This is a genomic window from Pseudomonas sp. 1176_21, from assembly GCF_052850635.1.
In genome coordinates this window covers 89,960-116,332 of the sequence record NZ_VXCV01000008.1, presented here as the reverse complement: position 1 = coordinate 116,332, position 26,373 = coordinate 89,960, and the positions used below count along the sequence as shown (strand labels likewise).

Below are 26,373 nucleotides of genomic sequence, written 5' to 3'. Positions count from 1 at the left end.
TCACTCCTGTAGGAGCCGGCCTTGCCGGCGAAGAGGCCATCAGCCCCGGATGGCCTTCCAGAACTTGCCCACCACGGCAACCACCGCCAGCACCGCAGCCCCCGCCACTACGCCCACGCCGGCATTGAGCAAGGCCGTCGTCAGCGCCCCGCCACGCCCTTCGCCGAAGGCCTCGATGGCATGATGCAGCGGCGCGATGCCATGCACCAGAATCCCGCCACCTACCAGGAACATCGCCGCGGTGCCGATCACCGACAGGCTTTTCATCATGTAGGGCGCCGCACTCAATATGCCGTTGCCGATGGCCTTGGCTGCACGCGAGGCTTTTTGCGTCAGCCACAGGCCCAGGTCATCCAGCTTGACGATCCCCGCCACCAGCCCGTACACGCCGATCGTCATCACGATCGCGATGCCCGACAGCACGATGATCTGCTGGGGCAGTGGCGCATCGGCCACGGTGCCCAGCGTGATGGCGATGATCTCGGCCGAGAGAATGAAGTCGGTACGCACCGCGCCCTTGATCTTGTCTTTCTCGAACGTCACCAGGTCGACCGCCGGGTTGGCCACTGCCTCGGTCAATGCCGCATGCCCGGCCTTGGCCTCCTCGGCGCTGTGCAGAAACCTGTGCGCGAGCTTTTCGAACCCCTCGAAGCACAGGTAAGCGCCGCCGAGCATCAGCAGCGGGGTTACCGCCCACGGTATGAATGCGCTGATCAGCAACGCAGCCGGCACCAGGATCAGCTTGTTCAGGAACGAGCCCTTGGCCACCGCCCACACCACCGGCAGTTCCCGCTCGGCGCGCACACCCGTGACCTGCTGGGCATTGAGGGCCAGATCATCACCCAGTACGCCGGCGGTCTTCTTGGCCGCGACCTTGGTCATGACCGAGACATCGTCGAGTACCGTGGCGATATCGTCGATCAGTACCAGCAAACTGCTTGCAGCCATGATTCATGTTCCATTGAGGTGAGATGGCGCCAAGCTTAGCCTGTCGATGGGCAAAAGGGGCGACCTTGAGCGCTTCGCGAACGCGGTGCTACCATGCGCAACCGCCTGCCCAGGCCTGTTGCCGCACGCGGCCAGATACAAGGAACAGCGCCACCATGAGCACCATTCGCGAGCGCAACAAAGAACTGATCCTGCGGGCCGCCAGCGAGGAGTTCGCCGACAAGGGCTTCGCCGCCACCAAGACCAGCGACATCGCGGCCAAGGCCGGCCTGCCCAAGCCCAACGTCTACTACTACTTCAAATCCAAGGAAAACCTCTACCGCGAGGTGCTCGAAAGCATCATCGAGCCGATCATGCAGGCCTCCACCCCGTTCAATGCCGACGGTGAGCCGCAAGAGGTGCTCAGTGCCTACATCCGCTCCAAGGTGCGCATCTCCCGCGACCTGCCCTTCGCGTCCAAGGTGTTCGCCAGCGAGATCATGCACGGCGCGCCGCACCTGAGCGCCAGCCAGGTCGAGCAGCTCAACGTGCAGGCACGGCACAACATCGAATGCATCCAGGGCTGGATCGAACGCGGCCTGATCGCCCCGGTCGACCCGCACCACCTGATGTTCAGCATCTGGGCTGCAACCCAGACCTATGCCGATTTCGACTGGCAGATCTCGGTGGTCACCGGCAAGGCCAAGCTCGAGGACAGCGACTACGAGGCGGCGGCGCAGACCATCATCCGGCTGGTGCTCAAGGGCTGTGCGCCGGACGCCTGACAGATAGCGGCGACTGCATCGCGGGTCAAGCCCGCTCCCACAAGAACACCAGTGATCTTTGTGGGAGCGGGCTTGACCCGCGATAGGGCCCTACGCCGCCACCCCCGCATCCGCCGTCAACCCCGCCTCTTCGATCGCACTGATCGCGCACTGCTCGTCGATATCCGACGTATCACCGCTGATACCGATCGCGCCCAGCACTGCCCCGCTCTGATCCCGAATCAGCACCCCACCCGGCGCCGGCACCACCGGGCTCTGGCCCAACCCGTTGAGCGCGGCGAAGAACGCCGGGCGCTGCTGCGCGTCCAGCGCCAGCAGGCGCGAGCCCTTGCCCAGCGCAATCGCGCCCCACGCCTTGCCCATCGCCACCTGCGGACGCAGCAGGCTGGCGCCGTCCTCGCGCTGCAGGGTCAGCAGGTGCCCACCGGCATCGAGCACCACCACGGTCAGCGGCGCCGCCGAAATCCTGCGGCCGGCCGCCAGCGCGCCATTCACCAGGCTCACCGCTACTTTCAAGCTCAGAACGTTCATCCAAAGGTCCTCTTGTTGTTAGAAGCCCACGTGGGCAAGTGAAAAACCAATACAACAAATAGAACACAATGAAGAATATTTTTGTATACAATAATTCACTCCATCCGACCAAAACCCGTCACAACCCCTTTTTTACGGGGTAACGACGAAAGCACCCGGTGGCGGATGAAAATGGATTGACCAGAGTCGCCTGCCGTGAATACACTCTGTCGAAAAGCAATTTGTATACAATTACAAAATCTAAGAGGCACAAAACCATGAGCAAAATGAGAGCAATCGATGCAGCCGTGCTGGTCATGCGCCGTGAAGGCGTCGACACCGCATTCGGCATCCCGGGCGCCGCGATCAACCCGCTGTATTCGGCCCTGAAGAAAGTCGGCGGCATCGATCACGTCCTTGCTCGTCACGTGGAAGGTGCCTCGCACATGGCCGAGGGCTACACCCGTACCAAGGCCGGCAACATCGGCGTGTGCATCGGCACCTCCGGCCCTGCCGGCACCGACATGGTCACCGGCCTGTACAGCGCCTCGGCCGACTCCATCCCGATTCTGTGCATCACCGGCCAGGCGCCCCGCTCGCGCCTGCACAAGGAAGACTTCCAGGCCGTCGACATCACCAGCATCGTCAAGCCGGTCACCAAGTGGGCCACCACCGTGCTCGAACCTGGCCAGGTGCCGTATGCGTTCCAGAAAGCCTTCTATGAAATGCGCACCGGCCGTCCTGGCCCGGTACTGATCGACCTGCCGTTCGACGTGCAGATGGCCGAGATCGAATTCGACATCGACGCCTACCAGCCGCTGCCGGTGAGCAAGCCGTCGGCCAACCGCGTGCAGGTCGAGAAGGCCCTGGCCATGCTCGACTCCGCCGAGCGTCCGCTGCTGGTGGCCGGTGGCGGCATCATCAACGCCGATGCCAGCGACAAGCTGGTGGAGTTCGCCGAACTCACCGGTATCCCGGTCATCCCGACCCTGATGGGCTGGGGCACCATCCCTGACGACCACCCGCTGATGGTGGGCATGGTCGGCCTGCAGACCTCGCACCGCTACGGCAACGCGACCATGCTCAAGTCGGACGTGGTGCTGGGCATCGGCAACCGCTGGGCCAACCGCCATACCGGCTCGGTGGATGTGTACACCGAAGGCCGTCGCTTCATTCACGTCGACATCGAACCGACCCAGATCGGCCGTGTGTTCACCCCGGACCTGGGTATCGTGTCCGACGCCGGCGCCGCACTGGACGTGTTCCTGGAAGTGGCCCGCGAGTGGAAAGCCGCCGGCAAGCTCAAGGACCGTGGCGAGTGGCTCAAGGACTGCCAGCAGCGCAAGGCCAGCCTGCACCGCAAGACCCACTTCGACAACGTGCCGGTCAAGCCGCAGCGCGTGTACCAGGAAATGAACCAGGTGTTCGGCAAGGACACCTGCTACGTCAGCACCATCGGCCTGTCGCAGATCGCCGGTGCGCAGTTCCTGCACGTGTACAAGCCGCGTCACTGGATCAACTGCGGCCAGGCCGGCCCGCTGGGCTGGACCATTCCTGCGGCACTGGGCGTGGTCAAGGCCGACCCGTCGCGCAAGGTCGTGGCACTGTCGGGCGACTATGACTTCCAGTTCATGATCGAAGAGCTGGCGGTGGGCGCGCAGTTCAACCTGCCGTACATCCATGTAGTGGTGAACAACTCCTACCTGGGGCTGATCCGCCAGGCCCAACGCGGCTTCGAGATGGATTACTGTGTACAGCTGGCGTTCGAGAACCTCAACGCCCCGGAACTGAACGGCTACGGCGTGGACCACGTCGCGGTTGTAGAAGGTCTGGGTTGCAAGGCACTGCGCGTGTTCAAGCCGGAAGAAATCCAGCCGGCCCTGCGCAAGGCCCAGCAGATGGCCGAAGAGTTCAAGGTGCCGGTCGTGGTCGAGGTGATCCTCGAGCGCGTGACCAATATTTCCATGGGTACCGAAATCAACGCGGTCAACGAATTCGAAGACCTGGCGCTGGTCGGCAACGACGCGCCAACCGCGATCTCGCTGCTCGACTGACTGTTGTAGCGGCCCTGCTGCCCAGCGCACAGGGCCCACTTTTGCAAGGAGACAACCATGCCTCGTTTCGCCGCCAACCTGTCCATGCTGTTCACCGAGCAGGACTTTCTCGCCCGTTTCAAGGCTGCTGCCGACGCCGGCTTCAGCGGGGTCGAGTACCTCTTCCCGTACGATTTCAGCTCGGCTGAAATCAAGCAGCACCTGGACAGCAACGGCCTGACCCAGGTGCTGTTCAACCTGCCGGCCGGCGACTGGGCCAAGGGTGATCGCGGCATCGCCTGCGACCCGTCCCGTGTCGAGGAATTCCGTGCCGGCGTGGACCTGGCCATTGCCTACGCCCAGGTACTGGGCAACACCCAGGTCAACTGCCTGGCCGGTATCCGCCCACAAGGCCCGGACTGCGCCACGGTGCGCAAGACCTTCGTCGACAACCTGAAGTTCGCCGCCGACAAGCTGCAGGCAGCAGGCATCAAGCTGGTGATGGAGATGATCAACACCCGCGACATCCCGGGCTTCTACCTGAACACCACCAAGCAGGCGCTGGAGATCCAGGCCGAAGTGGGCAGCACCAACCTGTTCCTGCAGTACGACATCTACCACATGCAGATCATGGAAGGTGACCTGGCCCGCACGATGGAAGGCAACCTGGCCAAGATCAACCACATCCAGCTGGCCGACAACCCGGGCCGCAACGAGCCGGGCACCGGCGAGATCAACTACCGCTTCCTGTTCGAGCACCTGGACCGCATCGGCTACCAGGGCTGGGTAGGCTGCGAATACAAGCCGCTGACCACCACCGAAGCGGGCCTTGGCTGGCTCAAGACCCACAACGCGATCTAATCATCTTTCTGCCGGGACGCATTTCCTGTGGGAGCGGGCCTGACCCGCGATGCGATAGCGCGTTCACCGCCGCTATCGCGGGTCAAGCCCGCTCCCACAGGGTCCCCACAACAAATACAAGAGGCAACTCTCATGGCTAAAATCGGATTCATCGGCACCGGCATCATGGGTCTTCCAATGGCTCAGAACCTGCAGAAGGCAGGTCACAGCCTGTTCCTTTCCTCGCACCACGGCGCCGCGCCGACCGACCTGATCGCCGCCGGCGGCGTGGCCCTGGCCAACCCCAAGGAAGTGGCCCAGGAAGCCGAGTTCATCATCGTCATGGTGCCGGACACTCCCCAGGTCGAAGCCGTGCTGTTCGGTGAAAACGGCGTGGCCCAGGGCATTGGCCCGAACAAGGTGGTGATCGACATGAGCTCGATCTCCCCTACCGCCACCAAAGCCTTCGCCGAGAAGATCAAGGCCACCGGCGCCACCTACCTCGACGCCCCGGTGTCCGGTGGTGAAGTCGGCGCCAAGGCCGCGACCCTGAGCATCATGGTCGGCGGTTGCCCCAAAGCCTTCGAACGTGCCCAGCCGCTGTTCCAGGCCATGGGCAAGAACATCACCCACGTGGGTGGCAGTGGTGACGGCCAGACCGCCAAGGTCGCCAACCAGATCATCGTGGCCCTGAACATCCAGGCCGTTGCCGAGGCCCTGCTGTTCGCCGCCAAGAACGGCGCCGACCCGGCCAAGGTGCGCGAAGCACTGATGGGCGGCTTTGCCTCCTCGAAAATCCTCGAAGTGCACGGCGAGCGCATGATCAAGGGCACCTTCGACCCGGGCTTTCGCATCAGCCTGCACCAGAAGGACCTGAACCTGGCCCTGCAGGGTGCCAAGGAGCTGAACATCAACCTGCCCAACACCGCCAATGCCCAACAGGTGTTCAGCACCTGCGCGGCCATCGGTGGCGCCAACTGGGACCACTCGGCGCTGGTCAAGGGCCTTGAGCACATGGCCAACTTCTCGATCCGCGGCGACAAGTAAGCATCAAGCGGCAGGTTTCACGCGGCAAGACCGGCAGACCGCGCATCGGTCCGCTGTCTCTTGCAGCTTGTAGCCTGAAGCTTGCCGCGCTAAAGAGCACCACCCGCCCTTGGGCCCGTCTGCACGGAGGCAGGCCCAGGGGCGTTTTCGATTCTGCAAAACAATAAGATTTGGGAGCCTGCCATGTCGGTCGATCCGCAACACTTTCTGCGCGAGCTGTTCGCCACGGCCATCGATGCCGCGCATCCACGCCAGGTGCTCGAAGCCCACCTGCCCAGCGACCGCAGCGGCCGCGTCATCGTCATCGGCGCCGGCAAGGCCGCCGCCGCCATGGCCGAAGTGGTCGAGCGCAGCTGGCAGGGCGAGGTCTCGGGCCTGGTCGTGACCCGCTACGGCCACGGCGCCAGCTGCAGCAAGATCGAAGTGGTCGAAGCCGCCCACCCGGTACCGGACGCCGCCGGCCTGGCCGTGGCCAAGCGTGTGCTGGCGATGGTCAGCGACCTCAGCGCCGACGACAGGGTGATCTTCCTGCTCTCCGGCGGAGGTTCCGCCCTGCTGGCCCTGCCCGCCGAAGGCCTGACCCTGGCCGACAAGCAGCAGGTCAACAAGGCCCTGCTCAAATCCGGCGCCACCATCGGCGAGATGAACTGCGTGCGCAAGCACCTCTCGGCGATCAAGGGCGGCCGCCTGGCCAAGGCCTGCTGGCCGGCCACGGTGTACACCTACGCGATTTCCGACGTACCCGGCGACCTCGCCACCGTGATCGCCTCCGGCCCCACCGTGGCCGACCCGAGCACCTCGGCCGAAGCGCTGGCGATCCTCAAGCGCTACAACATCCAGGCCCCGGCCGCCGTCACCGCGTGGCTGAACAACCCGGCCTCCGAAACCGTCAAGGCCGATGACCCGGCCCTGGCCCGCAGCCACTTCCAGCTGATCGCCCGCCCCCAGCAGTCGCTGGAGGCCGCTGCGGTAAAGGCGCGCCAGGCCGGCTTCAGCCCGCTGATCCTGGGTGACCTGGAAGGTGAGTCGCGTGAAGTGGCCAAGGTGCATGCCGGCATCGCGCGCCAGATCGTGCAGCACGGCCAGCCACTGGCGGCGCCCTGCGTGATCCTGTCGGGCGGCGAAACCACCGTCACCGTGCGCGGCAATGGCCGCGGCGGGCGCAACGCCGAGTTCCTGCTCAGCCTCACCGAAAGCCTGAAGGGGTTGCCCGGCGTGTACGCACTGGCCGGTGACACCGACGGCATCGACGGCTCCGAAGACAACGCCGGGGCCTTCATGACCCCCGACAGCTATGCGCGTGCCCAGGCCCTGGGCCTGTCGGCGGCGGACGAGCTGGACAACAACAATGGCTACGGTTATTTCGCCGCGCTCGACGCCTTGATCGTTACCGAGCCCACGCGCACCAACGTCAACGATTTTCGCGCCATCCTGATCCTCGAGACCGCACAACATGACGCCTGACAAGAAAGTCAAAATCCTCGCCACCCTCGGCCCCGCGACCAAAGGCATCGACGACATCCGTCAGCTGGTCGAAGCCGGGGTGAACATCTTTCGCCTGAACTTCAGCCACGGCGAGCACGCCGACCACGCCATGCGTTTCGAATGGATCCGCGAAGTGGAGCGCCAGCTCAACTACCCGCTGGGCATCCTCATGGACCTGCAGGGCCCCAAGCTGCGCGTCGGGCGTTTTGCCGAAGGCAAGGTGCAGCTGCAACGCGGCCAGGCCCTGCGCCTGGACCTGGATGCCACACCGGGCGATGCACAGCGGGTCAACCTGCCCCACCCGGAGATCATCGCCGCGCTGGAGCCGGGCATGGACCTGCTGCTCGATGACGGCAAACTGCGCCTGCGCGTGACCGCCAAGCACGCCGACGCCATCGACACCGAGGTGCTCAACGGCGGCGAACTGTCCGACCGCAAGGGCGTGAACGTGCCCCAGGCGCTGCTCGAGCTCAGCCCGCTGACCGAAAAGGACCGTCGCGACCTGACCTTCGGCCTGGAGCTGGGCGTGGACTGGGTGGCCCTGTCGTTCGTGCAGCGCCCTGAAGACATCATCGAGGCGCGCCAGCTGATCGGCGACCGGGCCTACCTGATGGCCAAGATCGAGAAGCCCTCGGCGGTCACGCAACTGCGCGAGATTGCCCAGTTGAGCGACGCGATCATGGTCGCCCGTGGCGACCTGGGCGTGGAAGTGCCGGCCGAAAGCGTGCCGCAGATCCAGCAGCGCATCATCACCACCTGCCGCCAGCTGGGCCGCCCGGTGGTGGTGGCCACGCAGATGCTCGAGTCGATGCGCTTCAGCCCGGCCCCGACCCGCGCCGAGGTCACCGACGTGGCCAACGCCGTGGCCGAGGGCGCCGATGCGGTGATGCTGTCGGCCGAGACCGCCTCGGGCGACTACCCGCTCGAAGCGGTGCAGATGATGAGCAAGATCATCCGCCAGGTCGAAAGCGGCCCGGACTACCAGGCCCAGCTGGACGTGGGCCGGCCACAGGCCGAGGCCACCGTGTCGGATGCGATCAGCTGCGCGATCCGTCGCATCAGCGGCATCCTGCCGGTGGCGGTGCTGGTGAACTACAGCGAGTCGGGCAACTCGACCCTGCGCGCAGCGCGTGAACGGCCGCGTGCACCGATCCTCAACCTGACCCCCAACCTCAACACCGCACGGCGCCTGAGTGTGGCCTGGGGCGTGCATTCGGTGGTCAACGATCGGTTGCGCCAGGTGGACGAAGTGGTGTCCACGGCACTGGAGATTGCCCAGGCCCAGGGCATGGCCAGCCGTGGCGACATCCTGTTGATCACTGCCGGTGTGCCTTTTGGCAAGCCGGGGTCGACCAATACGCTGCGGATCGAAACCCTGCTCTGATTTGATTGGGGCGGCTGCGCCGCCCATCGCGGGTCAAGCCCGCTCCCACAAGGATCACATCGGCCCTTGTGGAAGCGGGCTTGACCCGCGATGGGTGCACTGACACACCACACCGTGGGACAACAAAGCCCGAAGAGGCGCCCCACTCCACCCACCCTGACCCACTGCCATGTACACCAAGAACTTCGTCAACCCGTGCCCCGACTGGGCCACCGCCTTGCTCAACGGTTTCAGTCAGGTGCTGCTGCAGCGCAACCCGCTGTGCGGCCTGCTGTGCCTGCTGGCCATCCTGATCACCGCCCCCGAACTCATCGGCGGTGCGCTGCTGGGCGCCCTTGCCGGGCTGCTCACCGCGCAGCGCCGCGGCTACAACCGCGCCGACCGCCAGGCCGGCCTGTACAGCTACAACGGCGTGCTGCTGGGCCTGCTGCTCAGCCACGCACTGCCCTGGTCGGCCCTGCTGCCCCCGCTGATCATCGCCGCTGCGGGCCTGAGCAGCATGCTGGTGCACCAGTGGCTCAAGCGCAAAAGCCCCCGCCTGCTGCCCGCCTACACCGCGCCCTTCGTGCTGATCGGCTGGGCGGTACTGGCGCTGGCCGAGCCTTCCAGCGCCGGCTACGCCCCGGTCGCGGCCAACCCGCTGTTCGGCCTGGGCCGCGGCCTGGGCCAGATCTTCCTGCTCGACCAGCCGCTGGCTGGCCTGCTGATTGCCCTGGGCCTGCTGATCGCCAACCGCTACGCCGCCGCCTGGGCGCTACTGGGCGCCGCCCTGGGCGGCAGCGTGGCGCTGCTCGGTGGCGAGGCCGGTGCCGGCTACTACGGCCTGTACGGCTTCAATGCGGCGCTGGCCGCGCTGGCCTTCAGCCAGACCCGCGCACAACCCTGGCGGCCGTTGCTGGCCATCGTTCTGGCCATCGTGCTGCAACCGCTGCTGGGCCTGTTGCCGGTGCCGGGCCTGACCGCGCCGTTCATCCTCGCCTGCTGGCTGCTGCAACTGGGTACCGCTGCCCGACGTCGCCCGCTTGCACAGCTGCGGGCCAGCCCCTAGGCTCTGCTCCATCTTGTAATGGAAAGCGCCCATGAGCACCCCTTCGAGCTGGCGCGAGCGGCTCTACGTCATCGTCTTTCAAGCCGACACCGTGGCCGGCCGGCGCTTCGACAGCATTCTGCTGCTGATCATCCTGGCCAGCCTGATCACCGTCATCCTCGACAGCATCGACGAGGTCCACCAGGGCTACGCCGGGCTGCTCGCCTGGATCGAGTGGGGCTTTACCGCCATCTTCCTGGCCGAATACCTCACCCGCCTGTACTGCTCGCCCAAGCCGCTGCGCTATGCCTTCAGCTTCTACGGGCTGGTGGACCTGCTGGCGATCGTGCCGGGCATCATCGCCATCTACTACAGTGACGCGCAGTACCTGCTGATCATCCGCGTGATCCGCATGCTGCGCATCTTCCGCGTGCTCAAGCTCGGCCCGTACCTCAAGCAGGCCAACTACCTGATGTCGGCGCTGCGCGGCAGCAAGCAGAAGATCATCGTGTTCCTGGTCAGCGTGTCGACCCTGGTCACGGTGTTCGGCACCCTGATGTACGTGGTCGAAGGCCCGGAACACGGCTTCACCAGCATCCCCAAGGGCATCTACTGGGCCATCGTGACCCTGACCACCGTGGGCTTTGGCGACATCGTGCCCAAGACCCCGCTGGGCCAGGTGATTTCCTCGCTGGTGATGATCACCGGCTATTCGATCATCGCCGTGCCCACCGGCATCTTCACTGCCGAGCTGGCCAACGCCATGCGCGGCGAGCAGCTGCAGCACGCCTGCCCCACCTGCCACAAGGGCAGCCACGAGCAGAGCGCCGCGTTCTGTTCACGCTGCGGCAATGCGCTGTTCAAGAAAAAGGAATAACCACAGCACTTTTTAATCTTTAAGCGACTAAGGCCGAGCCGCTATAGTCGCTGGCATAATGCCTTTCTCCCAACTCGAACAAGGAATGCGCAGTGAAAAAACTCTTTGGTGCCTCGCTTCTGGCCGCAGGCCTGGCCCTGGGCAACCTCGCCCAGGCCGCCCCGACCACCCTGCTCAACGTCTCCTACGACGTGATGCGCGACTTCTACAAGGACTACAACGCCGCGTTCCAGAAGCACTGGGAAGCCGAGCACAAAGAGAAGATCAACGTGCAGATGTCCTTCGGCGGTTCGAGCAAGCAGGCGCGCTCGGTGATCGACGGCCTGCCGGCCGACGTCATCACCATGAACATGGCCACCGACATCAATGCCCTGGCCGACAACGGCAAGCTGGTGCCGGACAACTGGGTCACCCGCCTGCCCAACAACAGCGCGCCCTTCACCTCCGCCACCGTGTTCATCGTGCGCAAGGGCAACCCCAAGGCCCTGAAGGACTGGCCCGACCTGCTCAAGGACGGCGTACAGGTGATCGTGCCCAACCCCAAGACCTCGGGCAACGGCCGCTACACCTACCTGTCGGCATGGGGCTATGTGCTCAAGAACGGCGGTGACGAGAACAAGGCCAAGGACTTCGTCGGCAAGCTGTTCAAGCAGGCGCCGGTGCTCGATACCGGTGGCCGTGCCGCGACCACCACCTTCATGACCAACCAGATCGGCGACGTGCTGGTGACCTTCGAGAACGAAGCCGAGATGATCGCGCGCGAATTCGGTCGCGACCAGTTCGAGGTGATCTACCCGAGCGTGTCGGCCGAAGCCGAGCCGCCGGTGAGCGTGGTCGACAAGGTGGTGGACAAGAAGAAAAGCCGTGCCACCGCCGAGGAGTACCTCAAGTACCTGTGGTCGCCTGAAGCCCAGGAAATTGCCGCCAACAACTACCTGCGCCCACGCGATGCGACCGTGCTGGCCAAGTACACCGACCGCTTCCCCAAAGTCGACTTCCTGTCGGTGGAGAAGACCTTCGGTGACTGGCGCACCGTGCAGAAGACCCACTTCAACGACGGCGGGATCTTCGACCAGATCTACACCGGGCAATAAGGCCGGGTGACGAATCCGGGGCCTGTGACGGGCCCCGGATTTTTTGTGGCCGGCGTTCGGGCCTGTCGCGGGTCAAGCCCGCTGCCACAAGGTGATGTGCCGATTTCAAGGGCGATGTCGCACCTGTGGGAGCGGGCTTGACCCGCGATGAATTCACCTCGGTTTCGAACTTGCCCGGCAAATACCGATCAGTTCCTTGGACTACCCTTTCCGTCATTCACGGCTCAAGGAGTGCCCAGTGACCCGATTGCTCACCCTGTTGCTCGGTTGCCTGCTCAGCACGCAACTGCTCGCCGCCAGCCTCATCCCCGGCACCGACAGCGCCGAAACCGCCGAAAAAGCCCCGGAACCCGTGGTTCAGGGCGGCCTGCTCGGCGCCCTGGCCAACAGCCTCGACAGCGTCACCCAGGAAATCGACGTCGACGGTCACCTGGTCGACGCCTGGCGCCTGCGCGCCAATCGCGCCAGCAAGGAGGCCAACCAGCTGGTCGACCGCCACGCCGAAGACTCCTTCGACCTGCTGGTGGACTTTGCCCTGCTCAGCCTCACCTGGCTGGTGGTGTTCGGCGTGCTCACCAGCCTGGGCCGCGTGCTGTCCCACCACATCAATCGCAGGCGCCCGCTGCGCGAACGTCCGCGGTTGCAGAAACTGCTCGGCTACCTGCTGCCCTACACCCTGCCGGCCCTGGCCAGCCTGCCCGCCACCCTCTACGCCAGCACGCGCCTGCTCGACCCCTCGATCGGCCGCGCGCTGGGCCTTAGCCTGGCCTACGCCACCAGCAGCGGCCTGTTCTCGACGTCGATCATCCTGTGCCTGATCACCGTGTTCGACACCGGCCACAAGCGCACCGCCGTGCGCATCATCCGCAAGATCGCGCCACGCCCGTTGTTCATGATCGGCTTTCTCGCAGCCTGGGCCGACGCCCTGACCAGCCCGCAGATCACCCGCCAGATCGGTGGCAACCTCACCAGCAGCATCGCGGTGATCACCGGCCTGCTGGCCACCTTCGCCTTCGCCGCGCTGGTGATTCGCCTGCGCCGCCCGGTGGCCCACCTGATCCGCAACCGCGACCTGCACGACCGCCTGCAGCACCGCGCCCTGCAGGAAACCCTGCGGATCTTCTCGTGGCTGTGGTACCTGCCGATCCTGATGATGATCCTGGTATCGGCGATCAACCTGATCGGCGCCGGCGAAGAAAGCCAGAAGGCCCTGCAAAAGGCCCTGCTGACCACGGTGCTGCTGGTGGGCACGGTGTTCCTGAGCACGGTGCTGCAGCACCTGTTCAAGTCCCGCGAGGTCGACCCCGGCCAGCGCCTTCGCCCCTACAAGGAACTGGTGCGCAACCTCGCCCACGCGCTGCTGCGCATCGGCATGGCCATCGCCTTCATCGAGCTGTTGGGGCGCATCTGGGGCTTTTCGGTGCTCGAATTCGCCGTGCGCAACAGCCTGGGCCGGGCAATCAGCGATTCGCTGAGCAGCATCGGGTTGATCTTGCTGGTCACCTGGCTGCTGTGGGTGGTGATCGACACCGCCATCCAGGAAGCCCTCAAGCCCAGCGCCGGCCGGCGCGCTTCGCGCCAGCCCAGCACACGGGTGCGCACCATCCTGCCGATGCTGCGCAACGCGGTGAAGATCGTGCTGGTGGTGATCTGCACCATCACCACCATGGCCAACCTGGGCATCAACGTGGCGCCGCTGCTGGCCGGTGCCGGGGTGGTCGGCCTGGCCATCGGTTTCGGTTCGCAGCAGCTGGTACAGGACGTGATCACCGGCCTGTTCATCCTGATCGAGGACACCATCGCCATCGGCGACTGGGTGGTGCTCGACTCCGGCCACGCCGGCACCGTCGAGAGCCTGACCATCCGCACCCTGCGCCTGCGCGACGGCAAGGGCTTCGTGCACTCGGTACCGTTCGGCCAGATCAAGGCCGTCACCAACCAGTCGCGCCAGTTCGCCTATGCGTTCTTCTCGGTGCAGTTCAGCTACCAGACCGATGTCGACAGCGCCCTGCACCTGATCCGCGAGGTGGGCCAGTCGATCAGCGAGGACCCGGTGCTGCGCCACAGCCTGCAAGGGCCGCTGCAGGTGTTCGGGGTGGACGCCATGAACCTCAACGGCATCACCCTCACCGCCCAGTTCCGCACCACCTCGGGCGGGCAGTACGCGGTGAACCGGGCGTTCAACGAACGCCTGAAAAAGCGCGTGGACCAGACCGACGACGTGAGCTTCGCGCAGTATTACCCGCAGCCGGCCCACGTACGCGACGAAACGGTGTAGACACTGCGGCGTTCAACCTTCCCGGCATGGGAAGGTGGTGCTAAAGTCGCCGCCATGAAATTTACCCGTGCCGACCGCTCGCTGATTGCCTGGACGCTGTACTTCAGCGTCCTGTTCAATCTGTTCGCCTGCGGTATCGGCCACGGGCAGATGATGGGCCTGCAGCTCAACGGCATCGGCGGAGCCTTCTGCTCGGCCATGGGCACCCCGGGCCCGACCCTCAAGACCGATTACAGCGACGCCTCCATCGCCGGCTGGGACAGCCTGCAAACCTGCCCGGTGTGTGCCGCGGCCGTGGTGTGCCTGGCCCTGAGCCTGGTGATCGGCTGGCTGCTGGCGTTCACCCGCACGCGACGCTACCACCGCGAACTGCGCAGCAAGGCGCCACCTCGCTACTGCTGGCCCTCGGCCAACCCGCGCGCCTCCCCCCTGCTGGCCTGATCCAACCCGGCAGCCTTGCCGCTGCCCGTACCGGCACACGCCTGCGCCACTGCGCGGGGGTGCCGTTGGCTCACCTGCAGAGTTCGCTCAATGACCCCTTTCCCACGTTTGCAGGGCTGCACTGCCCTGCTCTGCGCCCTGTCGCTCAACGCCGTTGCCGACGAGGCACTCGTGCTGCCCGATGTACTGGTCAGCGACCGGCCGATTCCGGTGGACGGCGTTTTGCTCGACACCCCCTCGCAAACCGGTTCGCGCCTGGGCCTCACGCCCCGAGAAACCCCGGCCTCGATCAGCATCGTCAACCGCCAGCAAATCGAACAGCGCGGCGCCAGGACCACCCAGGACATGCTCGCCGGCGTACCCGGCCTGAACGCCGCCTCCCCGCCCGGCTCGGCCGGCTCGGTGTCGTACCGGGGCTTTTCCGGGGCGCAGATCACCCAACTGTTCAATGGCATCAGCGTGCAGTACGACTCGATCGCCGCACGCCCGGTCGACAGCTGGATCTATGACCGCGTCGAAGCGGTCGGCGGCCCGTCCAGCTTCCTGTTCGGCGCCGGCGCCGTAGGCGGCTCGATCAACTACATCACCAAGCTGGCCAACCGCGACGAAGACTTCAACGAAGGCCGCGTCAGCTATGGCAGCTACGACAGCAGCGAGACCTCGTTCGGCTTCAACCACGCACTCAACGACACCAACCATGCGCGCCTGGATTTCAGCCATACCCGCAGCAATGGCTACGTCGACCGCGAGGAGCGCGATGCCTGGAGCGTGGCGTTCTCGCTGCTGACCGACATCAACGACCAGCTGTCCCACACCCTGGCACTCGAATACCAGAACGAGAGCGTCGACAGCCCCTACTGGGGCAGCCCGGTGCTCAACCCGCTGGGCGGCCAGATGAAGGTCGACAAGAGCCGGCGCTTCGAGAACTACAACGTCGAGGACGGGCGCTACGAGCAGCGCGTGCGCTGGCTGCGCTCGATCAGCGAGTACCGTTTCGACGACGCCACCTCGCTGCGCAATACGCTTTACCACTACAACGCCGAGCGCAATTTCCGCAATCTCGAGACCTACACCTACAACGCCGACAACAGCCGCGTGCAACGCGCCGGCAGCCTGCTGCAACGGCACGACCAGGAGCTCAACGGCAACCGCGTGGAACTGCTGCATGACGGCCAGCTGTTCGGCCTGCGCAGCCAGTGGTCGACGGGCCTGGACTACAGCCACAACGTGCAGATGACCTACCCGCGCTCGGGCACCGCTGCCGGCAGCGTCGACCCCGACCACTTCGACCCGGGACACTTCTACGACCTGCCAGGCATGTTCCCCGGTTACGAGAAGAACCGTCAGAACACGGTCGACACCTGGGCCGGCTTTTTGGAGAACCGCCTGACCCTGACCGATCGCCTGACCCTGCTGACGGGCCTGCGCCACGACAGCATCGACCTGCAGGTACGCAACTACCGCGCCGTCAACGAGGCCAACCCGGCGCAGTTCAAACGCCGCTACCAGCCCACCACCGGGCGTGTGGGCCTGGTGTTCGAGCTGACCCCGTCGGCCAACGTGTATGTGCAGTACAGCACCGCCGCCGACCCGCCCGCCGGCATGCTCACCACCGCCAGCTTCGGCCAGGTGCGCGACTTCGACCTGAGCACCGGCAAGCAGCTGGAGGTGGGCAGCAAGTTCGACTTTCTGGACGGACGCGGTTCGGCCACCGTGGCCGCCTACCGCATCGAGCGCGACAACCTGGCCACCGCCGACCCGGCCAACCCCGGCTTCACCCAGCCGGTGGGCAAGCAGTCGTCACGCGGTATCGAGGTGGCGGCGGCGCTGCGCGTCACCCCGCAACTGCTGGCCGAAGGCAACTTCGCCTATGTCGATGCGCAGTACGACGCGTTCAACGAAAACGTCGGCGGCCAGTCGTTCTCGCGCAAGGGCAACACCCCCACCAACACCCCGGACCGGGTGGCCAACCTGTGGCTGACCTACGACCTGGACCCGCAGTGGCAGGTGGGCGGCGACAGCCGCTATGTGTCGTCGGTGTACGCCGATGCGGCCAACACCCGCTACGCGCCGTCGTACACCCTGTTCGGGGCCTTCGTCGGCTACAAGGTGGATGCCGACACGCGCATCACCGCGCGGGTGCGCAACCTGACCGACGAGGTGTACGCACGCTGGACTTCGTCGAGCATGCTCTACCTGGGTGCACCGCGCACCTTCGAACTGGCGGTGCAGACCCGCTTCTGACTGGGCCGGGCCGGGGCGTTCGCGCCCCGGCCCTGATGGAGCGTTGCAATGAAGCGTTATCTGTACCTGTGGCATCGCTGGCTGGGGATCGTGACCTGCGTGTTCATGGCGCTGTGGTTCGTCTCGGGCATGGTGATGCTGTACGTGGGCTACCCCAAGCTGACCCCGCGCGAGCACCTGGCGCACCTGCCGGCGCTGTCGGCGCAGGGCTGTTGCGTCTCGCTGGGCGAGGCGCTGGCGGTGGCCGATCCGCAACCTGCACGCATACGCCTGAGCAGCGTGGCGGGGCAGGCGCTTTACCTGTTCGACTATGCCAGCGGCAAGGCCCTGGCGGTGGACGCAACTAGCGGCCAGCGCATCGCCCCCACCACCCGCGAACGGGCGCTGGCCAGTGCCGGGCAATACGACCCGCATGCGCCGCTGACCTATCGCGACGCGGTGCAGGAAGACCTGTGGAGCCATTCGCGCGCACTGGATGCGCACCGGCCGCTGCATCGCGTGCAGTTGAGCGATACGGACGGCACCTTGCTGTACATCAGCGGCCCGACCGGCGAAGTGGTGCGCGATGCCAGCGCCAGCGAGCGCGGCTGGAACCTGATCGGCGCCTGGCTGCACTGGCTGTATCCGTTGCGCGGCATCGGCGTGGACGGGCTGTGGAGCAACCTGGTGATCTACCTGTCGCTGGCGGCCAGCATGATGGCGCTGCTGGGCGCGGTGGTGGGGGTGATGCGCTGGCGTTTCAGCCGGCCCTACCGCAGCGGTTCGCGTTCGCCGTACAAGGGCTGGGCACGCTGGCACCATGTGGGCGGGTTGCTGTTCGGTGCCCTGGCCATCACCTGGATTTTCAGTGGGCTGATGTCGATGAACCCGTGGCGGCTGTTCAGCAGTGCGCAGCCGCTGGATACCTCGGCATATCAGGGCGGGCCGCTGAATGCGGCGGCGTTCCCGCTGTCGGTGCCCCAGGCACTGGCGCGCTTTGCCGACCAGGGCTTCACCGCCCGCGAGCTGGAGTGGCGGCTGATCGGGGGCGCGGGGTATGTGGTGGGCCAGGACGGCGCGGGACGCACGCGGGTACTGTCGATGCACGACGGCCAGGTGCTGCAGCGTCTGCCACGGGCGGTGCTGGAGCAGGCGGCGCGGGCGATCGGGCCGGCGATGCAGGTGCAGCAGTTGGAGGCCTACGACTTCTACTACTACGCACGGGCCGAGCAGAGCATGCTCGGGCATCTTGAAAAGCGTCTGCCGGTGCTGCGGGTGCGCTTCGACGACCCGGCGCAGACCTGGCTGCATCTGGACCTGTACACCGGTGAAGTACTGGGGCAGCTGGACCAGCCACGGCGCGTGTCACGCTGGCTGTTCGCGTTGCTGCACAGCTGGGACTGGCTACCGCTGCTGACGCGGCGGCCGTTGTGGGATGGGTGGATGATCGTGCTCAGCCTGGGTGGGCTGGTGCTGAGCGTGAGTGGTGTGGTGATGGGGTGGCGGCGTTTGCGCCGCTAGCCTCATTCGCCGGCAAGGCCGGCTCCTACAGACAACGCAAACCCTGTAGGAGCCGGCCTTGCCGGCGAACAATCCACCCCGGTCACCCCTGGCGAAACACCAGCGCCTTCAGCCCGCCCACCGGATCACTGTCCGCAAACTCCGGTGGGTTGGCCAGACGCTCCACGAACACCAGCCCCGGCGCCTCGGCTGCCATCCCCTCGATCAGAAAGTCAGGCCCGATGGCCGGGTCGTTCACGCACGCCAGCACCGTGCCGCCTTCATTCAACAGCTCCGGCAGGCGGCGCAGGATCTTGCTGTAGTCCTGGGTCAGCACAAAGCTGCCCTTCTGGAACGTCGGCGGGTCGATGATGATCAGGTCATACGGCCCGCTCTTGCGCACCTTGCCCCATGACTTGAACAGCTCATGCCCCAGAAACCCCACCCGCCCCAGGTCATGCCCGTTGAGCCGATGGTTGTCGCGCCCGCGGCTCAGGGCCGAGCGCGCCATATCGAGGTTGATCACCTGCTCGGCCCCCCCGGCAATCGCTGCCACCGAAAACCCGCAAGTGTAGGCGAACAGGTTGAGCACCCGCTTGCCCGCCGCCTGCTCCCGCACCCAGCGCCGGCCATAGCGCATGTCCAGGAACAGCCCGGTGTTCTGCTTCAGGCCCAGGTCCAGCTGATAGCGCAGGCCATCCTCGTCGATCACCCGGTGCTCGCTCGGCTCGCCCAGTAACCACTGGCCGGGGCTGTCGGGCAGGTAGCGGTGCTGAATCAGGATCGCCTGCCCGGGCCAGCCAGGGCTGGCGGCCAGGGTGCGCAGCATCTGCTCCAGCGTGGCCAGCTGCCCTTCGGGCGGTTCGCGAAACAGCGAGACCAGCAGCACGCCCTGCAGCCAGTCCACGGTGATCTGTTCGAGCCCCGGCCAGCAGCGCCCGCGCCCATGGAACAGGCGCCGGGTTTCGGCAGGCGCAGGGTTCAGGGCACCGAGCAGGTGGGCGTGAAGGGTGGCAATCGGCATGGCAGGATTCACTGGGACAAAAAGGGCTATTTTAGCGGCAAGCTTCACGCAGCAAGCGACAAGTTTGCGCCGGGCGCCTGTTTACTTGTCGCTTGTGGCGTGCAGCTTGCCGCTCGCCCTCCACCACCAGCCCTGCTGCATGCCGGCAGCCGCCAGCAGAATCGCTGCCACCCCCAGCCATTGCAGCGCGCTCAAGCGATGGCCAAAGGCGAACCAGTCGACGAAGATCGCCGCAATCGGGTAGATGAACGACAGCGCCCCGGTCAACGCGGTCGGCAGTTTCTGGATGGCGCCATACAGCAGCACGTACATCAGGCCGGTGTGCACGATACCCAGCGTCACCAGGCTGGCCAGCGCCCCCGCAGTGCCCGGCAGGCCGCCGGTATTGGCAAAGGGCGCCAGCAACAGGATGCCGGTGCTCACCTGGATCAGCGCGATCAGGTGCGGCGGCGTGCCACTCAGGCGCTTGATGATCAGCGCGGCCACCGCGTACAGAAACGCCGCGCCCAGCGCCAGCGCGATGCCCAGCAGGTAATCCTCGCCACTGCCCTGCCCGCTGCCGTGGGCACTCACAATGGCCAGCATCCCGGCAAACGACACCCCCAGCCAGAACAGCTTGGGCACACTGAGCTTTTCACCCAGAAACACCGCCGCCAGCCCCACCAGCATGAACGGCTGCACGTTGTACACCGCCGTACCGATGGCAATCGAGGCCCGTGAATAGGAGCCGAACAGCAGCACCCAGTTGCCCACGATGGCCACCCCGCTGAGTACCGCCAGGGCAAAGCTGGCACGTGTGAGGATGCCCGGCCGCAGAAAACCCAGCACGGCGCACACCAGCAACAGCGTGCCGGCGCCGAACACGCAGCGCCAGAACACCACGTCCAGCACTGGTTGCCCCGACACCAGCACGAACCAGCCGATGGTGCCGGATATCAGCATCGCGGCGACCATTTCCAACGACCCACGGCGTATTGAATTGTCCATCTCTCACCTCCCAGACGATGGACAGATTATGCGAGCGAGAAGCCAGGGCACTCCATAGCAAAAACAAGGCTAGACTCAAGCCTTGCCTTTTTTATCAAGGCAATTTCATTGATCTGCCTGACGAGGATTGCATGACTGATGATATCGACCAGCTGTTGATCAAGGCGCTGATGGAAGACTCGCGGCGTTCGCTCAAGGCGCTGGCGCACCTGAGCGGCCTGTCGGCGCCCAGCGTCAGCGAGCGCCTGCGTCGCCTGGAAGAACGCGGCGTGCTCAAGGGCTACACGGTCGACATCGACCCGCGCAGCTTCGGGTACCAGTTGCAGGCCATCGTGCGCATTCGTCCGTTGCCGGGGCAGTTGCAGGAGGTGGAGCGCCAGATCATCGCCATCCCCGAGTTCACCGAGTGCGACAAGGTCACGGGTGACGACTGCTTCATCGCGCGCCTGCATGTACGCTCGATGGAGCAGCTCGACACCTTGCTCGACAAGCTCAACAGCCACGCCGAAACCAACACCGCCATCGTCAAGAAAAGCCCGGTGAAGCGACGGCTGCCGCCGATGGCATAAGCGCCATACTGGCGGGCGGCGCGGGATTCGCAGAGCAACGGCACGTTCCACACATATGCTAGCCTTGCGCCCCTCTCCCGCAAGGACGCACCGTCACCATGTTCGCTTTCCCAAGGCCCCTCTGCATGCTGGGCCTGGCGCTGGCCTTCACCAGCGCCCACGCCACCGACCCGATCAACCTGTACCAGGGCACCCTCGGCGAGCGCAAGGTCGAGGTCGCCCTGCAATACACCTCGCAGTACGAGTACGTGCAAGGCTACCTGCTGGACACCGAGCACCACACCAGCCAGCCACTGGAAGTGACGCCCTACAGCAAGGACGTGCCACTGCTGATCAACATCATGGACAACCCGCGCATGCCCGCCGCAGCACTGCGGGTGCGCCCCTTCGTGTTCACGCACGATCGCGACTTCAGTGGCGAATGGATCGACCTGCGCACCCGGGAACGTGTGCCCTTCAGCCTCACGCGCCAGACCCGCTTCAGCGACGAACAGCGCTCCAGCTGGCAAGGCGAGCTGCTGCAACAGCCGCAGAACCGCGGCAAGAGCTTCTATGTGCACGCCAGCAAGGCCGAGGGCGAATACACCGGCAAGGTCGATCGCATCACCATCATCGACCTCGCCAGCGGCAGCACATTGCAGGTGCTGGACAACCTGGCGCTGGCGTTCAACGGCACCCGGACCCTGATCTTCGCCGACTACAACGGTGACGGCATCATCGACTTCAGGGCCTCGCCCATCGGCCAGCGCGCCACCGGCGGCGCCAACCAGGAGCCGGACCAGTTCTACCTGTACCAGCCCACCAGCAATACCTACCAACGCCACACCGAACTCGAAGCGCTGGGCGACAAGGGCGCGCTCAAGTTCCCCGCCCCCGGCTGGGTAGCCCAGCGCCAGGGCAGCAACTACGACACCGGGACCAGCGACTGGCAGTACTACCACTTCGTCGACCCCAAGCAACTGGTGTGGCAACGCCACAGCGTGGAGCCTTTCTGATGCCGTTTCGTACCCTGTTCGCCTGCCTGCTGCTGTGCCTGAGCGCCAATGCCCTGGCCTACCATTCCGTGTACCAGGGCAAACTCGGCGGGTTGCCGGTGACGCTGGTGATCGAGCGCACCAACGACTACGTGACCGGTATCTACTACTACGAGCGCTACCACACGCCGATCCGGCTCAAGCCCACGCGCAACACCGACACCTACAACTTCGCCATGGACGAACTGGACAGCGGCGGCCTGCCCACCGCGCGGCTGCATTTCCAGAAAGCCGATTTCAGCAGCCGTGCCCAGCCGCTGCAAGGCACCTGGACCGCCTACGCCAGCGGCAAGCAACTGCCCTTCACGCTCAAGCTGGTGGCCGACATCGGCCTGCAGACACCCTCGCCGGGCGCGGTACTGCCCCAGGCCGCATCCACCGAACGCTTCTACTTCCAGTTGCCGATGGACATGGACTATGCCGCCCTCGAAACCATCCAGGTAATGGACAAGGCCACCGGCAAGCTGCAGCAGACGCTGGAGGTGAAGGTGCCGGGCTGTCGCAGCAAGGGTATCGACACCGTCCAGGTACGCCTGCAGGGTGGCGCCACCCAGGTGCTCATCCCTTCCAGCCCGTATTGCCTGGGCAAGACGTTCGAGTGGCGCGAGGCCAGCGCACGCTTCGAGGTGGTGAACTAGCCCTCAGCTCGGGCAGGCGAGGTCGCCGTTGTCCAGCCCCTGCTTGTAGTTGCGGCTGAGCAGGCTGGCCTTGCCGTCGTGCCAGGTCAGGGTCAGCACATACAGCGAGTCGAAATCCTCGCCGTCCCAGTCGTCGGTGATGGTGCGTTTTTCGCCCAGCGCCTTGCCGGCCACGGTGTTGATCAGCTCGGGCAGGTAGCCGTGTGACCACGCGGTGTAGACCGTGGCGTTGCGGTACTTGTCCTGCAGCAGCTCGTCGGCCAGGTCGCCGGTGTCGTTGGCGCCGAAGTCGATGTTCACCGGCAGGCCGAGCTTGATCGCGCTCGGGCTGATGGTCATCAGCGGACGGATATAGCTGTAGGCATTGTCGTTGCTGCCCTCCTCCACTTCGCGGCTGGGGTTGGCGGCAAACACGTAGTCGGCGGGGCCGAATTTTTCCGGGAGCAGAGTGGCCAGGTCCAGGGCGCGGTTGAGGCCCTGGCAGTTCAGTTGCCCGAGGCCTTCGCCGGGCTTTTCTGCATGGCGCAGGAAGACCAGGGTCTGGGTGCCGTCCACCGGCTGGGCTCGGCTTTCGAGCGCTTCGAAGGTCAGCAGGGTGGCGCCGACGACCAGCGGAACGGAAAACAGCGCAGGGCGATAACGCCGAAAAAAGGAGGGCAACTTCATGGCACGGGCTCTTTGCGACAAATAGGGTTGAGGCTGACCCGCCTGTGCCACCCCGCAGCCGGGGCTGCGGGGTGATCCCTGTCTGTCGTTCCATCCGTGGAAACGGGCGTGCTTGAGAGTGTCGCAAACCCGTTTGGTTCATCCGTGCCGGCTCTGCCTTGAGCCCGCGCCAGTCTGGCGCAGGGATGTTTCGCGATGATGACGCTCAGATCAGCTTGCGCCGGATCGCTTCTTCAACCGAACTGCGGCTCAGGTGCTCGATGATGGCATCGCCCGAATCGTTGAACGGCACCGCGAAGATCAACAGCAATTGCATCCAGGTGGTGATGGTTTCGCTCTTGCTGACCTTGCCGATGAGTTTGCCTTCACGGTCCTTGTACAGCGTCTCCAGGGTCAGGGTGTTGTCGAAGGTGGACGGGATGATGAACAGCGTCGCACCGGTCAGCGTCGCCGCCAGCACGTTGCCTTGCTCGTTGTTCCTGAGCGTGACGTAGGCGTACACGTCAGAGTCGACCTTCTCGCTGGTCACCCGTGTGAAGCGCTCGCTCTGTTCATAGCTCTGCACCAGGGTCTTTTCGAAACGCATCAGGTTGGCGTTGCTGGCGCGCGGCTGGCCGTTGAACTCGTACAGTGTATTGAAGCGCACATAGGCGGTCTTGTGCGCGGGCGCCGCATCGGCGGCAGGCAGCGGCGGCCAGGCTTCGACCACCGGCAACTGGTGCTGGGAGTAGCTGATGCAGCCGGTCAGGGCCGTGCTGAGGGCCAGCAACAGGGCCATTAGGCAATGACGCATGGTTGAATTCCTTTCAGTGAGTGGCCAATTGCGGGGCAGCCGTCGCGGTGTCGAGCAACCTGGTGATCAGCTGACGCAACTGCACGCCCCCCAGGCTGCCGTTGGCATAGTCGTTGTCGTACAGGCCGACATTGTTGTCGAGCTTGACCTGCTCGGTGACGCGGGTGAGGCGCTTGCCGTCGCGGTCTTCGATCACCAGCTCGCCGGCCAGGTCGTACTTGTCGACATAGATCGGGCCGTTGAACCAGATCCAGAACGTCAGCGTCACCAACGCGCCGGGAACGTAACCGGGGTGCGTGGTGCGCTTGCCCTTGAGCGAGGTGATGGTGAACTTGAGCACTACATCCTGCTCGCCCAGGGTGGCGGGAAATTCCACCAGTTTGGTGAAGTACTCGCCGCGGTCGACGTAGTGGCTGATCTGTGCGGTGAGCTGGCGGCTGATGTTCAGGCGCACGTCATCCTTGAGGTCGGGCGCGGTGATGGCCACGTCGGCGATCTGGGCGCCCCGCTGTGCAGTGTTGTCGGCCACGGTGACCGGTTCGCCGATCGGGCCCACCGGTGTGAAGGAGTAGCAACCGGTAAGGCCGAGGCAGGCCAGGAAAAGAAAACAGAAAGTACGCAGCACGCAAAATGTCCTTGCTTCGGGTGAGAGACAGGCTGTTATCGGCATCAGGGCCAAAGACTGTAATGAGAATGACTCAGCCCTCAATCGTCGCGGGTGAGGACCTCGAGCAGCTCGATCTCGAAGGTGAGGGTCGAATTCGGTGGGATGCTGCCTACGCTACGCGCGTCGTAACCCAGGTGCGCCGGCACGATCAGCTTGCGCTTGCCGCCCACCTGCATGCCCATCAGGCCCTGGTCCCAGCCCTTGATCACGCGGCCGGTGCCGATCACGCACTGGAACGGCTTGCCGCGTTGGTGGGAGGAATCGAATACGCTGCCATCGTCCAGCCAGCCGGTGTACTGGGTGGTGATCAGTGCCCCCTTGACGGCCGCCTTGCCGTCGCCCAACTGGAGGTCGATGATTTGAAGTTCGTTGCTCATGGGTGATCTCTGACGGCTATGGGACGTTTTCTGCCGATGCGTTTTCGCAGCAATGGCCGTGTTTTGCAAGGCTGTGGGGAGCGAACGCGGATCATGAGGTGGCGCTGGCTGTCACCGGCTCGTGCTGGCGCATCGACCAGCACACCCCGCCCACCACCAGCACGATCGCCGCGCTCTCCAGCAGGTTCGGCCCGCTCTGGCGCCAGATGAACGCATACAGCAAGGCAAACAGGGTCTCGAACACGATCAACTGCCCGCTCAGGGTCAGCGGCATGCGCTTGGCTGCCGCATTCCACAACACCCCCGCCAGCCACGAGCCAAACAGCGCGCAACCCAGGCTGAACGCCCAGAACAGCTGCCAGCGCTCAGCAGTGGCCTGCACCTGCAACTGCTGCGGCTGCCACACCCACAGCAGCGCCACCAGCACCAGGCTGAACACGCCGGTCACCACCCCGGTGAGCACCGACCACTGATGGCTGTCCAGGTGCCGGCACTGCTTGAGATAGCGGCTGTTGTAGGTGGCGTACCAGGTCCAGCAGGCCAGCGCGGCCAGCGCATAGAGCAGCCCGGCGAGCTTGTCCTGCACCGCCCCCGGCTCCACCGCGAAGGTCTGCAGGTTGATGCACAGCATGCCCGCCAGGATCAGCGCCAGCGGCCCGGCCAGGCGCGACAGGGCCACCGCGCCGCTGTCATTGCGCCCGTACAGGGTGATGGTCAGCGGCAGCACACCAACGATCAGCGATGCCGGCGCCACGCCCAGGCGCTGGATCGCCGCCACCAGGCACATGAAGTACAGCAGGTTGCCGATCAGCGCCAGGCGCGCCAGCATCCACACGTCTGCCCGTTCGAGCTGACGCAGCGCCTTGCGCATTGGCAGCAGCAGCGCGAGCGATACCGCCCCCAGCAGGACGAACCGCGCACAGGCCAGCAGCACCGGGCTGAACTCCGGCAGCAGTTGCGGCACCATCAGCACCATGCCCCACATCGCACCGGCCACGCCGGCATACGCCACACCCCGTTTCACTTGCCTGCTCCTCGTTTTTCAGAGCACGCAGGCTAGCCAAATGCAGGCGTCCAGGCAAAAGATCATTCGGCATGCAGGCATTCCCATGGGGAATACCTTTAAAGCGCAAAGCACCGGGTTTACTATCCAGCCATTCCCTGAAC

General features: G+C 65.1%; 25 protein-coding genes. 16 read left to right on the top strand and 9 right to left on the bottom strand.

From position 1 onward, the window contains the following. Positions 1-39 precede the first annotated feature (39 nt). On the bottom strand, positions 40-948 hold the full coding sequence (locus FW760_RS19080) for a DUF808 domain-containing protein (protein ID WP_116053264.1): 909 nt from the start codon (positions 946-948) through the stop codon (positions 40-42). A gap of 155 nt (positions 949-1,103) precedes the next feature. On the opposite strand from FW760_RS19080, the gene FW760_RS19075 reads away from it, so the two are divergent. Beyond that, complete coding sequence (locus tag FW760_RS19075) at positions 1,104-1,712, top strand: TetR/AcrR family transcriptional regulator (RefSeq protein ID WP_043862341.1); 609 nt, start codon at positions 1,104-1,106, stop codon at positions 1,710-1,712. Positions 1,713-1,802: 90 nt separating this feature from the next. Here the strand turns inward: FW760_RS19075 and FW760_RS19070 are convergent, their stop codons facing one another. Then, positions 1,803-2,243 (bottom strand): GlcG/HbpS family heme-binding protein, encoded by a 441-nt coding sequence (locus FW760_RS19070; protein ID WP_054915601.1) that lies wholly within the window; start codon positions 2,241-2,243, stop codon positions 1,803-1,805. A 257-nt stretch (positions 2,244-2,500) separates the two neighbouring features. On the opposite strand from FW760_RS19070, the gene gcl reads away from it, so the two are divergent. From gcl to FW760_RS19010, 12 genes are all read left to right on the top strand, one after another. After that, positions 2,501-4,276: a glyoxylate carboligase gene (gene gcl / locus FW760_RS19065; RefSeq protein WP_043859896.1), complete on the top strand. Its 1,776-nt coding sequence runs from the start codon at positions 2,501-2,503 to the stop codon at positions 4,274-4,276. 57 nt (positions 4,277-4,333) lie between these two features. Continuing rightward, positions 4,334-5,116 carry a hydroxypyruvate isomerase gene (gene hyi, locus FW760_RS19060; protein WP_054915603.1) on the top strand — a complete coding sequence of 261 codons (783 nt, stop codon included), beginning with the start codon at positions 4,334-4,336 and terminating at the stop codon, positions 5,114-5,116. Positions 5,117-5,248: 132 nt separating this feature from the next. After that, on the top strand, positions 5,249-6,142 hold the full coding sequence (locus FW760_RS19055) for a 2-hydroxy-3-oxopropionate reductase (RefSeq protein WP_116053261.1): 894 nt from the start codon (positions 5,249-5,251) through the stop codon (positions 6,140-6,142). Between the two features lie 183 nt (positions 6,143-6,325). Then, positions 6,326-7,606 carry a glycerate kinase type-2 family protein gene (locus FW760_RS19050; protein ID WP_054915605.1) on the top strand — a complete coding sequence of 427 codons (1,281 nt, stop codon included), beginning with the start codon at positions 6,326-6,328 and terminating at the stop codon, positions 7,604-7,606. Beyond that, on the top strand, positions 7,596-9,011 hold the full coding sequence (gene pyk / locus FW760_RS19045; RefSeq protein ID WP_043859892.1) for a pyruvate kinase: 1,416 nt from the start codon (positions 7,596-7,598) through the stop codon (positions 9,009-9,011). Before FW760_RS19050 ends, pyk begins: the two co-directional genes overlap by 11 nt. 169 nt (positions 9,012-9,180) lie before the next feature. After that, entirely contained in the window at positions 9,181-10,059 is an 879-nt protein-coding gene (locus tag FW760_RS19040; RefSeq protein ID WP_116053258.1) for an urea transporter, read from the top strand. A gap of 31 nt (positions 10,060-10,090) precedes the next feature. Further along, positions 10,091-10,915, top strand: a complete 825-nt coding sequence (locus FW760_RS19035) for an ion transporter (protein WP_116053256.1) — start codon at positions 10,091-10,093, stop codon at positions 10,913-10,915. A gap of 92 nt (positions 10,916-11,007) precedes the next feature. Further along, positions 11,008-12,009: a sulfate ABC transporter substrate-binding protein gene (locus FW760_RS19030; RefSeq protein WP_043859889.1), complete on the top strand. Its 1,002-nt coding sequence runs from the start codon at positions 11,008-11,010 to the stop codon at positions 12,007-12,009. Between the two features lie 238 nt (positions 12,010-12,247). Next, on the top strand, positions 12,248-14,287 hold the full coding sequence (locus FW760_RS19025) for a mechanosensitive ion channel family protein (RefSeq protein ID WP_043859888.1): 2,040 nt from the start codon (positions 12,248-12,250) through the stop codon (positions 14,285-14,287). A 54-nt stretch (positions 14,288-14,341) separates the two neighbouring features. After that, entirely contained in the window at positions 14,342-14,728 is a 387-nt protein-coding gene (locus FW760_RS19020; protein ID WP_043859887.1) for a DUF2946 domain-containing protein, read from the top strand. A gap of 90 nt (positions 14,729-14,818) precedes the next feature. After that, positions 14,819-16,972: a TonB-dependent receptor gene (locus FW760_RS19015; protein WP_116053253.1), complete on the top strand. Its 2,154-nt coding sequence runs from the start codon at positions 14,819-14,821 to the stop codon at positions 16,970-16,972. A gap of 48 nt (positions 16,973-17,020) precedes the next feature. Then, positions 17,021-18,472: a PepSY domain-containing protein gene (locus tag FW760_RS19010; protein WP_116053250.1), complete on the top strand. Its 1,452-nt coding sequence runs from the start codon at positions 17,021-17,023 to the stop codon at positions 18,470-18,472. An 82-nt stretch (positions 18,473-18,554) separates the two neighbouring features. On the opposite strand, the gene FW760_RS19005 is transcribed toward FW760_RS19010, so the two are convergent. After that, the gene (locus tag FW760_RS19005) at positions 18,555-19,475 is read right to left on the bottom strand and encodes a class I SAM-dependent methyltransferase (RefSeq protein ID WP_102063796.1); all 921 of its coding nucleotides are present in this window, start codon (positions 19,473-19,475) and stop codon (positions 18,555-18,557) included. Positions 19,476-19,556: 81 nt separating this feature from the next. Continuing rightward, positions 19,557-20,462, bottom strand: a complete 906-nt coding sequence (locus tag FW760_RS19000; RefSeq protein ID WP_054915609.1) for a DMT family transporter — start codon at positions 20,460-20,462, stop codon at positions 19,557-19,559. Between the two features lie 131 nt (positions 20,463-20,593). Here FW760_RS19000 and FW760_RS18995 point away from each other — a divergent pair, with 131 nt between their 5' ends. From FW760_RS18995 to FW760_RS18985, 3 genes are all read left to right on the top strand, one after another. Further along, a complete protein-coding gene (locus FW760_RS18995) occupies positions 20,594-21,031 on the top strand; it encodes an Lrp/AsnC family transcriptional regulator (protein ID WP_043861856.1) in 438 nt (145 codons plus the stop codon). A 125-nt stretch (positions 21,032-21,156) separates the two neighbouring features. Continuing rightward, positions 21,157-22,026, top strand: coding sequence for a hypothetical protein (locus FW760_RS18990; protein WP_116053247.1), 870 nt, complete (start codon positions 21,157-21,159; stop codon positions 22,024-22,026). Further along, the gene (locus FW760_RS18985) at positions 22,026-22,703 is read left to right on the top strand and encodes a hypothetical protein (protein WP_043861855.1); all 678 of its coding nucleotides are present in this window, start codon (positions 22,026-22,028) and stop codon (positions 22,701-22,703) included. The genes FW760_RS18990 and FW760_RS18985 overlap by 1 nt, the downstream gene beginning before the upstream one ends. Before the next feature lie 3 nt (positions 22,704-22,706). Here FW760_RS18985 and FW760_RS18980 read toward each other — a convergent pair whose 3' ends face one another. The 5 genes from FW760_RS18980 to FW760_RS18960 form a co-directional block, all read right to left on the bottom strand. After that, complete coding sequence (locus FW760_RS18980; protein WP_058542044.1) at positions 22,707-23,369, bottom strand: hypothetical protein; 663 nt, start codon at positions 23,367-23,369, stop codon at positions 22,707-22,709. A gap of 205 nt (positions 23,370-23,574) precedes the next feature. Continuing rightward, positions 23,575-24,162 carry a hypothetical protein gene (locus FW760_RS18975; RefSeq protein ID WP_043861853.1) on the bottom strand — a complete coding sequence of 196 codons (588 nt, stop codon included), beginning with the start codon at positions 24,160-24,162 and terminating at the stop codon, positions 23,575-23,577. A gap of 13 nt (positions 24,163-24,175) precedes the next feature. Then, positions 24,176-24,787, bottom strand: a complete 612-nt coding sequence (locus FW760_RS18970; RefSeq protein ID WP_043861852.1) for a hypothetical protein — start codon at positions 24,785-24,787, stop codon at positions 24,176-24,178. Positions 24,788-24,867: 80 nt separating this feature from the next. Continuing rightward, a complete protein-coding gene (locus tag FW760_RS18965) occupies positions 24,868-25,206 on the bottom strand; it encodes an FKBP-type peptidyl-prolyl cis-trans isomerase (protein ID WP_043861851.1) in 339 nt (112 codons plus the stop codon). Positions 25,207-25,297: 91 nt separating this feature from the next. Beyond that, positions 25,298-26,230: a DMT family transporter gene (locus FW760_RS18960; RefSeq protein ID WP_116053244.1), complete on the bottom strand. Its 933-nt coding sequence runs from the start codon at positions 26,228-26,230 to the stop codon at positions 25,298-25,300. Positions 26,231-26,373: the final 143 nt, after the last annotated feature.

Bases quoted from the DNA above. Each gene is read 5' to 3' on its own strand.
- FW760_RS19010 (WP_116053250.1), top strand. From the start codon at position 17,021: ATGAAGCGTTATCTGTACCTGTGGCATCGCTGGCTGGGGATCGTGACC.
- FW760_RS18965 (WP_043861851.1), bottom strand. From the start codon at position 25,206: ATGAGCAACGAACTTCAAATCATCGACCTCCAGTTGGGCGACGGCAAG.
- FW760_RS19080 (WP_116053264.1), bottom strand. From the start codon at position 948: ATGGCTGCAAGCAGTTTGCTGGTACTGATCGACGATATCGCCACGGTA.
- hyi (WP_054915603.1), top strand. From the start codon at position 4,334: ATGCCTCGTTTCGCCGCCAACCTGTCCATGCTGTTCACCGAGCAGGAC.
- FW760_RS19015 (WP_116053253.1), top strand. From the start codon at position 14,819: ATGACCCCTTTCCCACGTTTGCAGGGCTGCACTGCCCTGCTCTGCGCC.
- FW760_RS18990 (WP_116053247.1), top strand. From the start codon at position 21,157: ATGCTGGGCCTGGCGCTGGCCTTCACCAGCGCCCACGCCACCGACCCG.
- FW760_RS19055 (WP_116053261.1), top strand. From the start codon at position 5,249: ATGGCTAAAATCGGATTCATCGGCACCGGCATCATGGGTCTTCCAATG.
- FW760_RS18985 (WP_043861855.1), top strand. From the start codon at position 22,026: ATGCCGTTTCGTACCCTGTTCGCCTGCCTGCTGCTGTGCCTGAGCGCC.
- FW760_RS19075 (WP_043862341.1), top strand. From the start codon at position 1,104: ATGAGCACCATTCGCGAGCGCAACAAAGAACTGATCCTGCGGGCCGCC.
- FW760_RS18980 (WP_058542044.1), bottom strand. From the start codon at position 23,369: ATGAAGTTGCCCTCCTTTTTTCGGCGTTATCGCCCTGCGCTGTTTTCC.
- FW760_RS19050 (WP_054915605.1), top strand. From the start codon at position 6,326: ATGTCGGTCGATCCGCAACACTTTCTGCGCGAGCTGTTCGCCACGGCC.
- FW760_RS19035 (WP_116053256.1), top strand. From the start codon at position 10,091: ATGAGCACCCCTTCGAGCTGGCGCGAGCGGCTCTACGTCATCGTCTTT.
- FW760_RS19040 (WP_116053258.1), top strand. From the start codon at position 9,181: ATGTACACCAAGAACTTCGTCAACCCGTGCCCCGACTGGGCCACCGCC.
- FW760_RS18975 (WP_043861853.1), bottom strand. From the start codon at position 24,162: ATGCGTCATTGCCTAATGGCCCTGTTGCTGGCCCTCAGCACGGCCCTG.
- FW760_RS19020 (WP_043859887.1), top strand. From the start codon at position 14,342: ATGAAATTTACCCGTGCCGACCGCTCGCTGATTGCCTGGACGCTGTAC.
- FW760_RS19005 (WP_102063796.1), bottom strand. From the start codon at position 19,475: ATGCCGATTGCCACCCTTCACGCCCACCTGCTCGGTGCCCTGAACCCT.
- FW760_RS19000 (WP_054915609.1), bottom strand. From the start codon at position 20,462: ATGGACAATTCAATACGCCGTGGGTCGTTGGAAATGGTCGCCGCGATG.
- FW760_RS19070 (WP_054915601.1), bottom strand. From the start codon at position 2,243: ATGAACGTTCTGAGCTTGAAAGTAGCGGTGAGCCTGGTGAATGGCGCG.
- pyk (WP_043859892.1), top strand. From the start codon at position 7,596: ATGACGCCTGACAAGAAAGTCAAAATCCTCGCCACCCTCGGCCCCGCG.
- gcl (WP_043859896.1), top strand. From the start codon at position 2,501: ATGAGCAAAATGAGAGCAATCGATGCAGCCGTGCTGGTCATGCGCCGT.
- FW760_RS18995 (WP_043861856.1), top strand. From the start codon at position 20,594: ATGACTGATGATATCGACCAGCTGTTGATCAAGGCGCTGATGGAAGAC.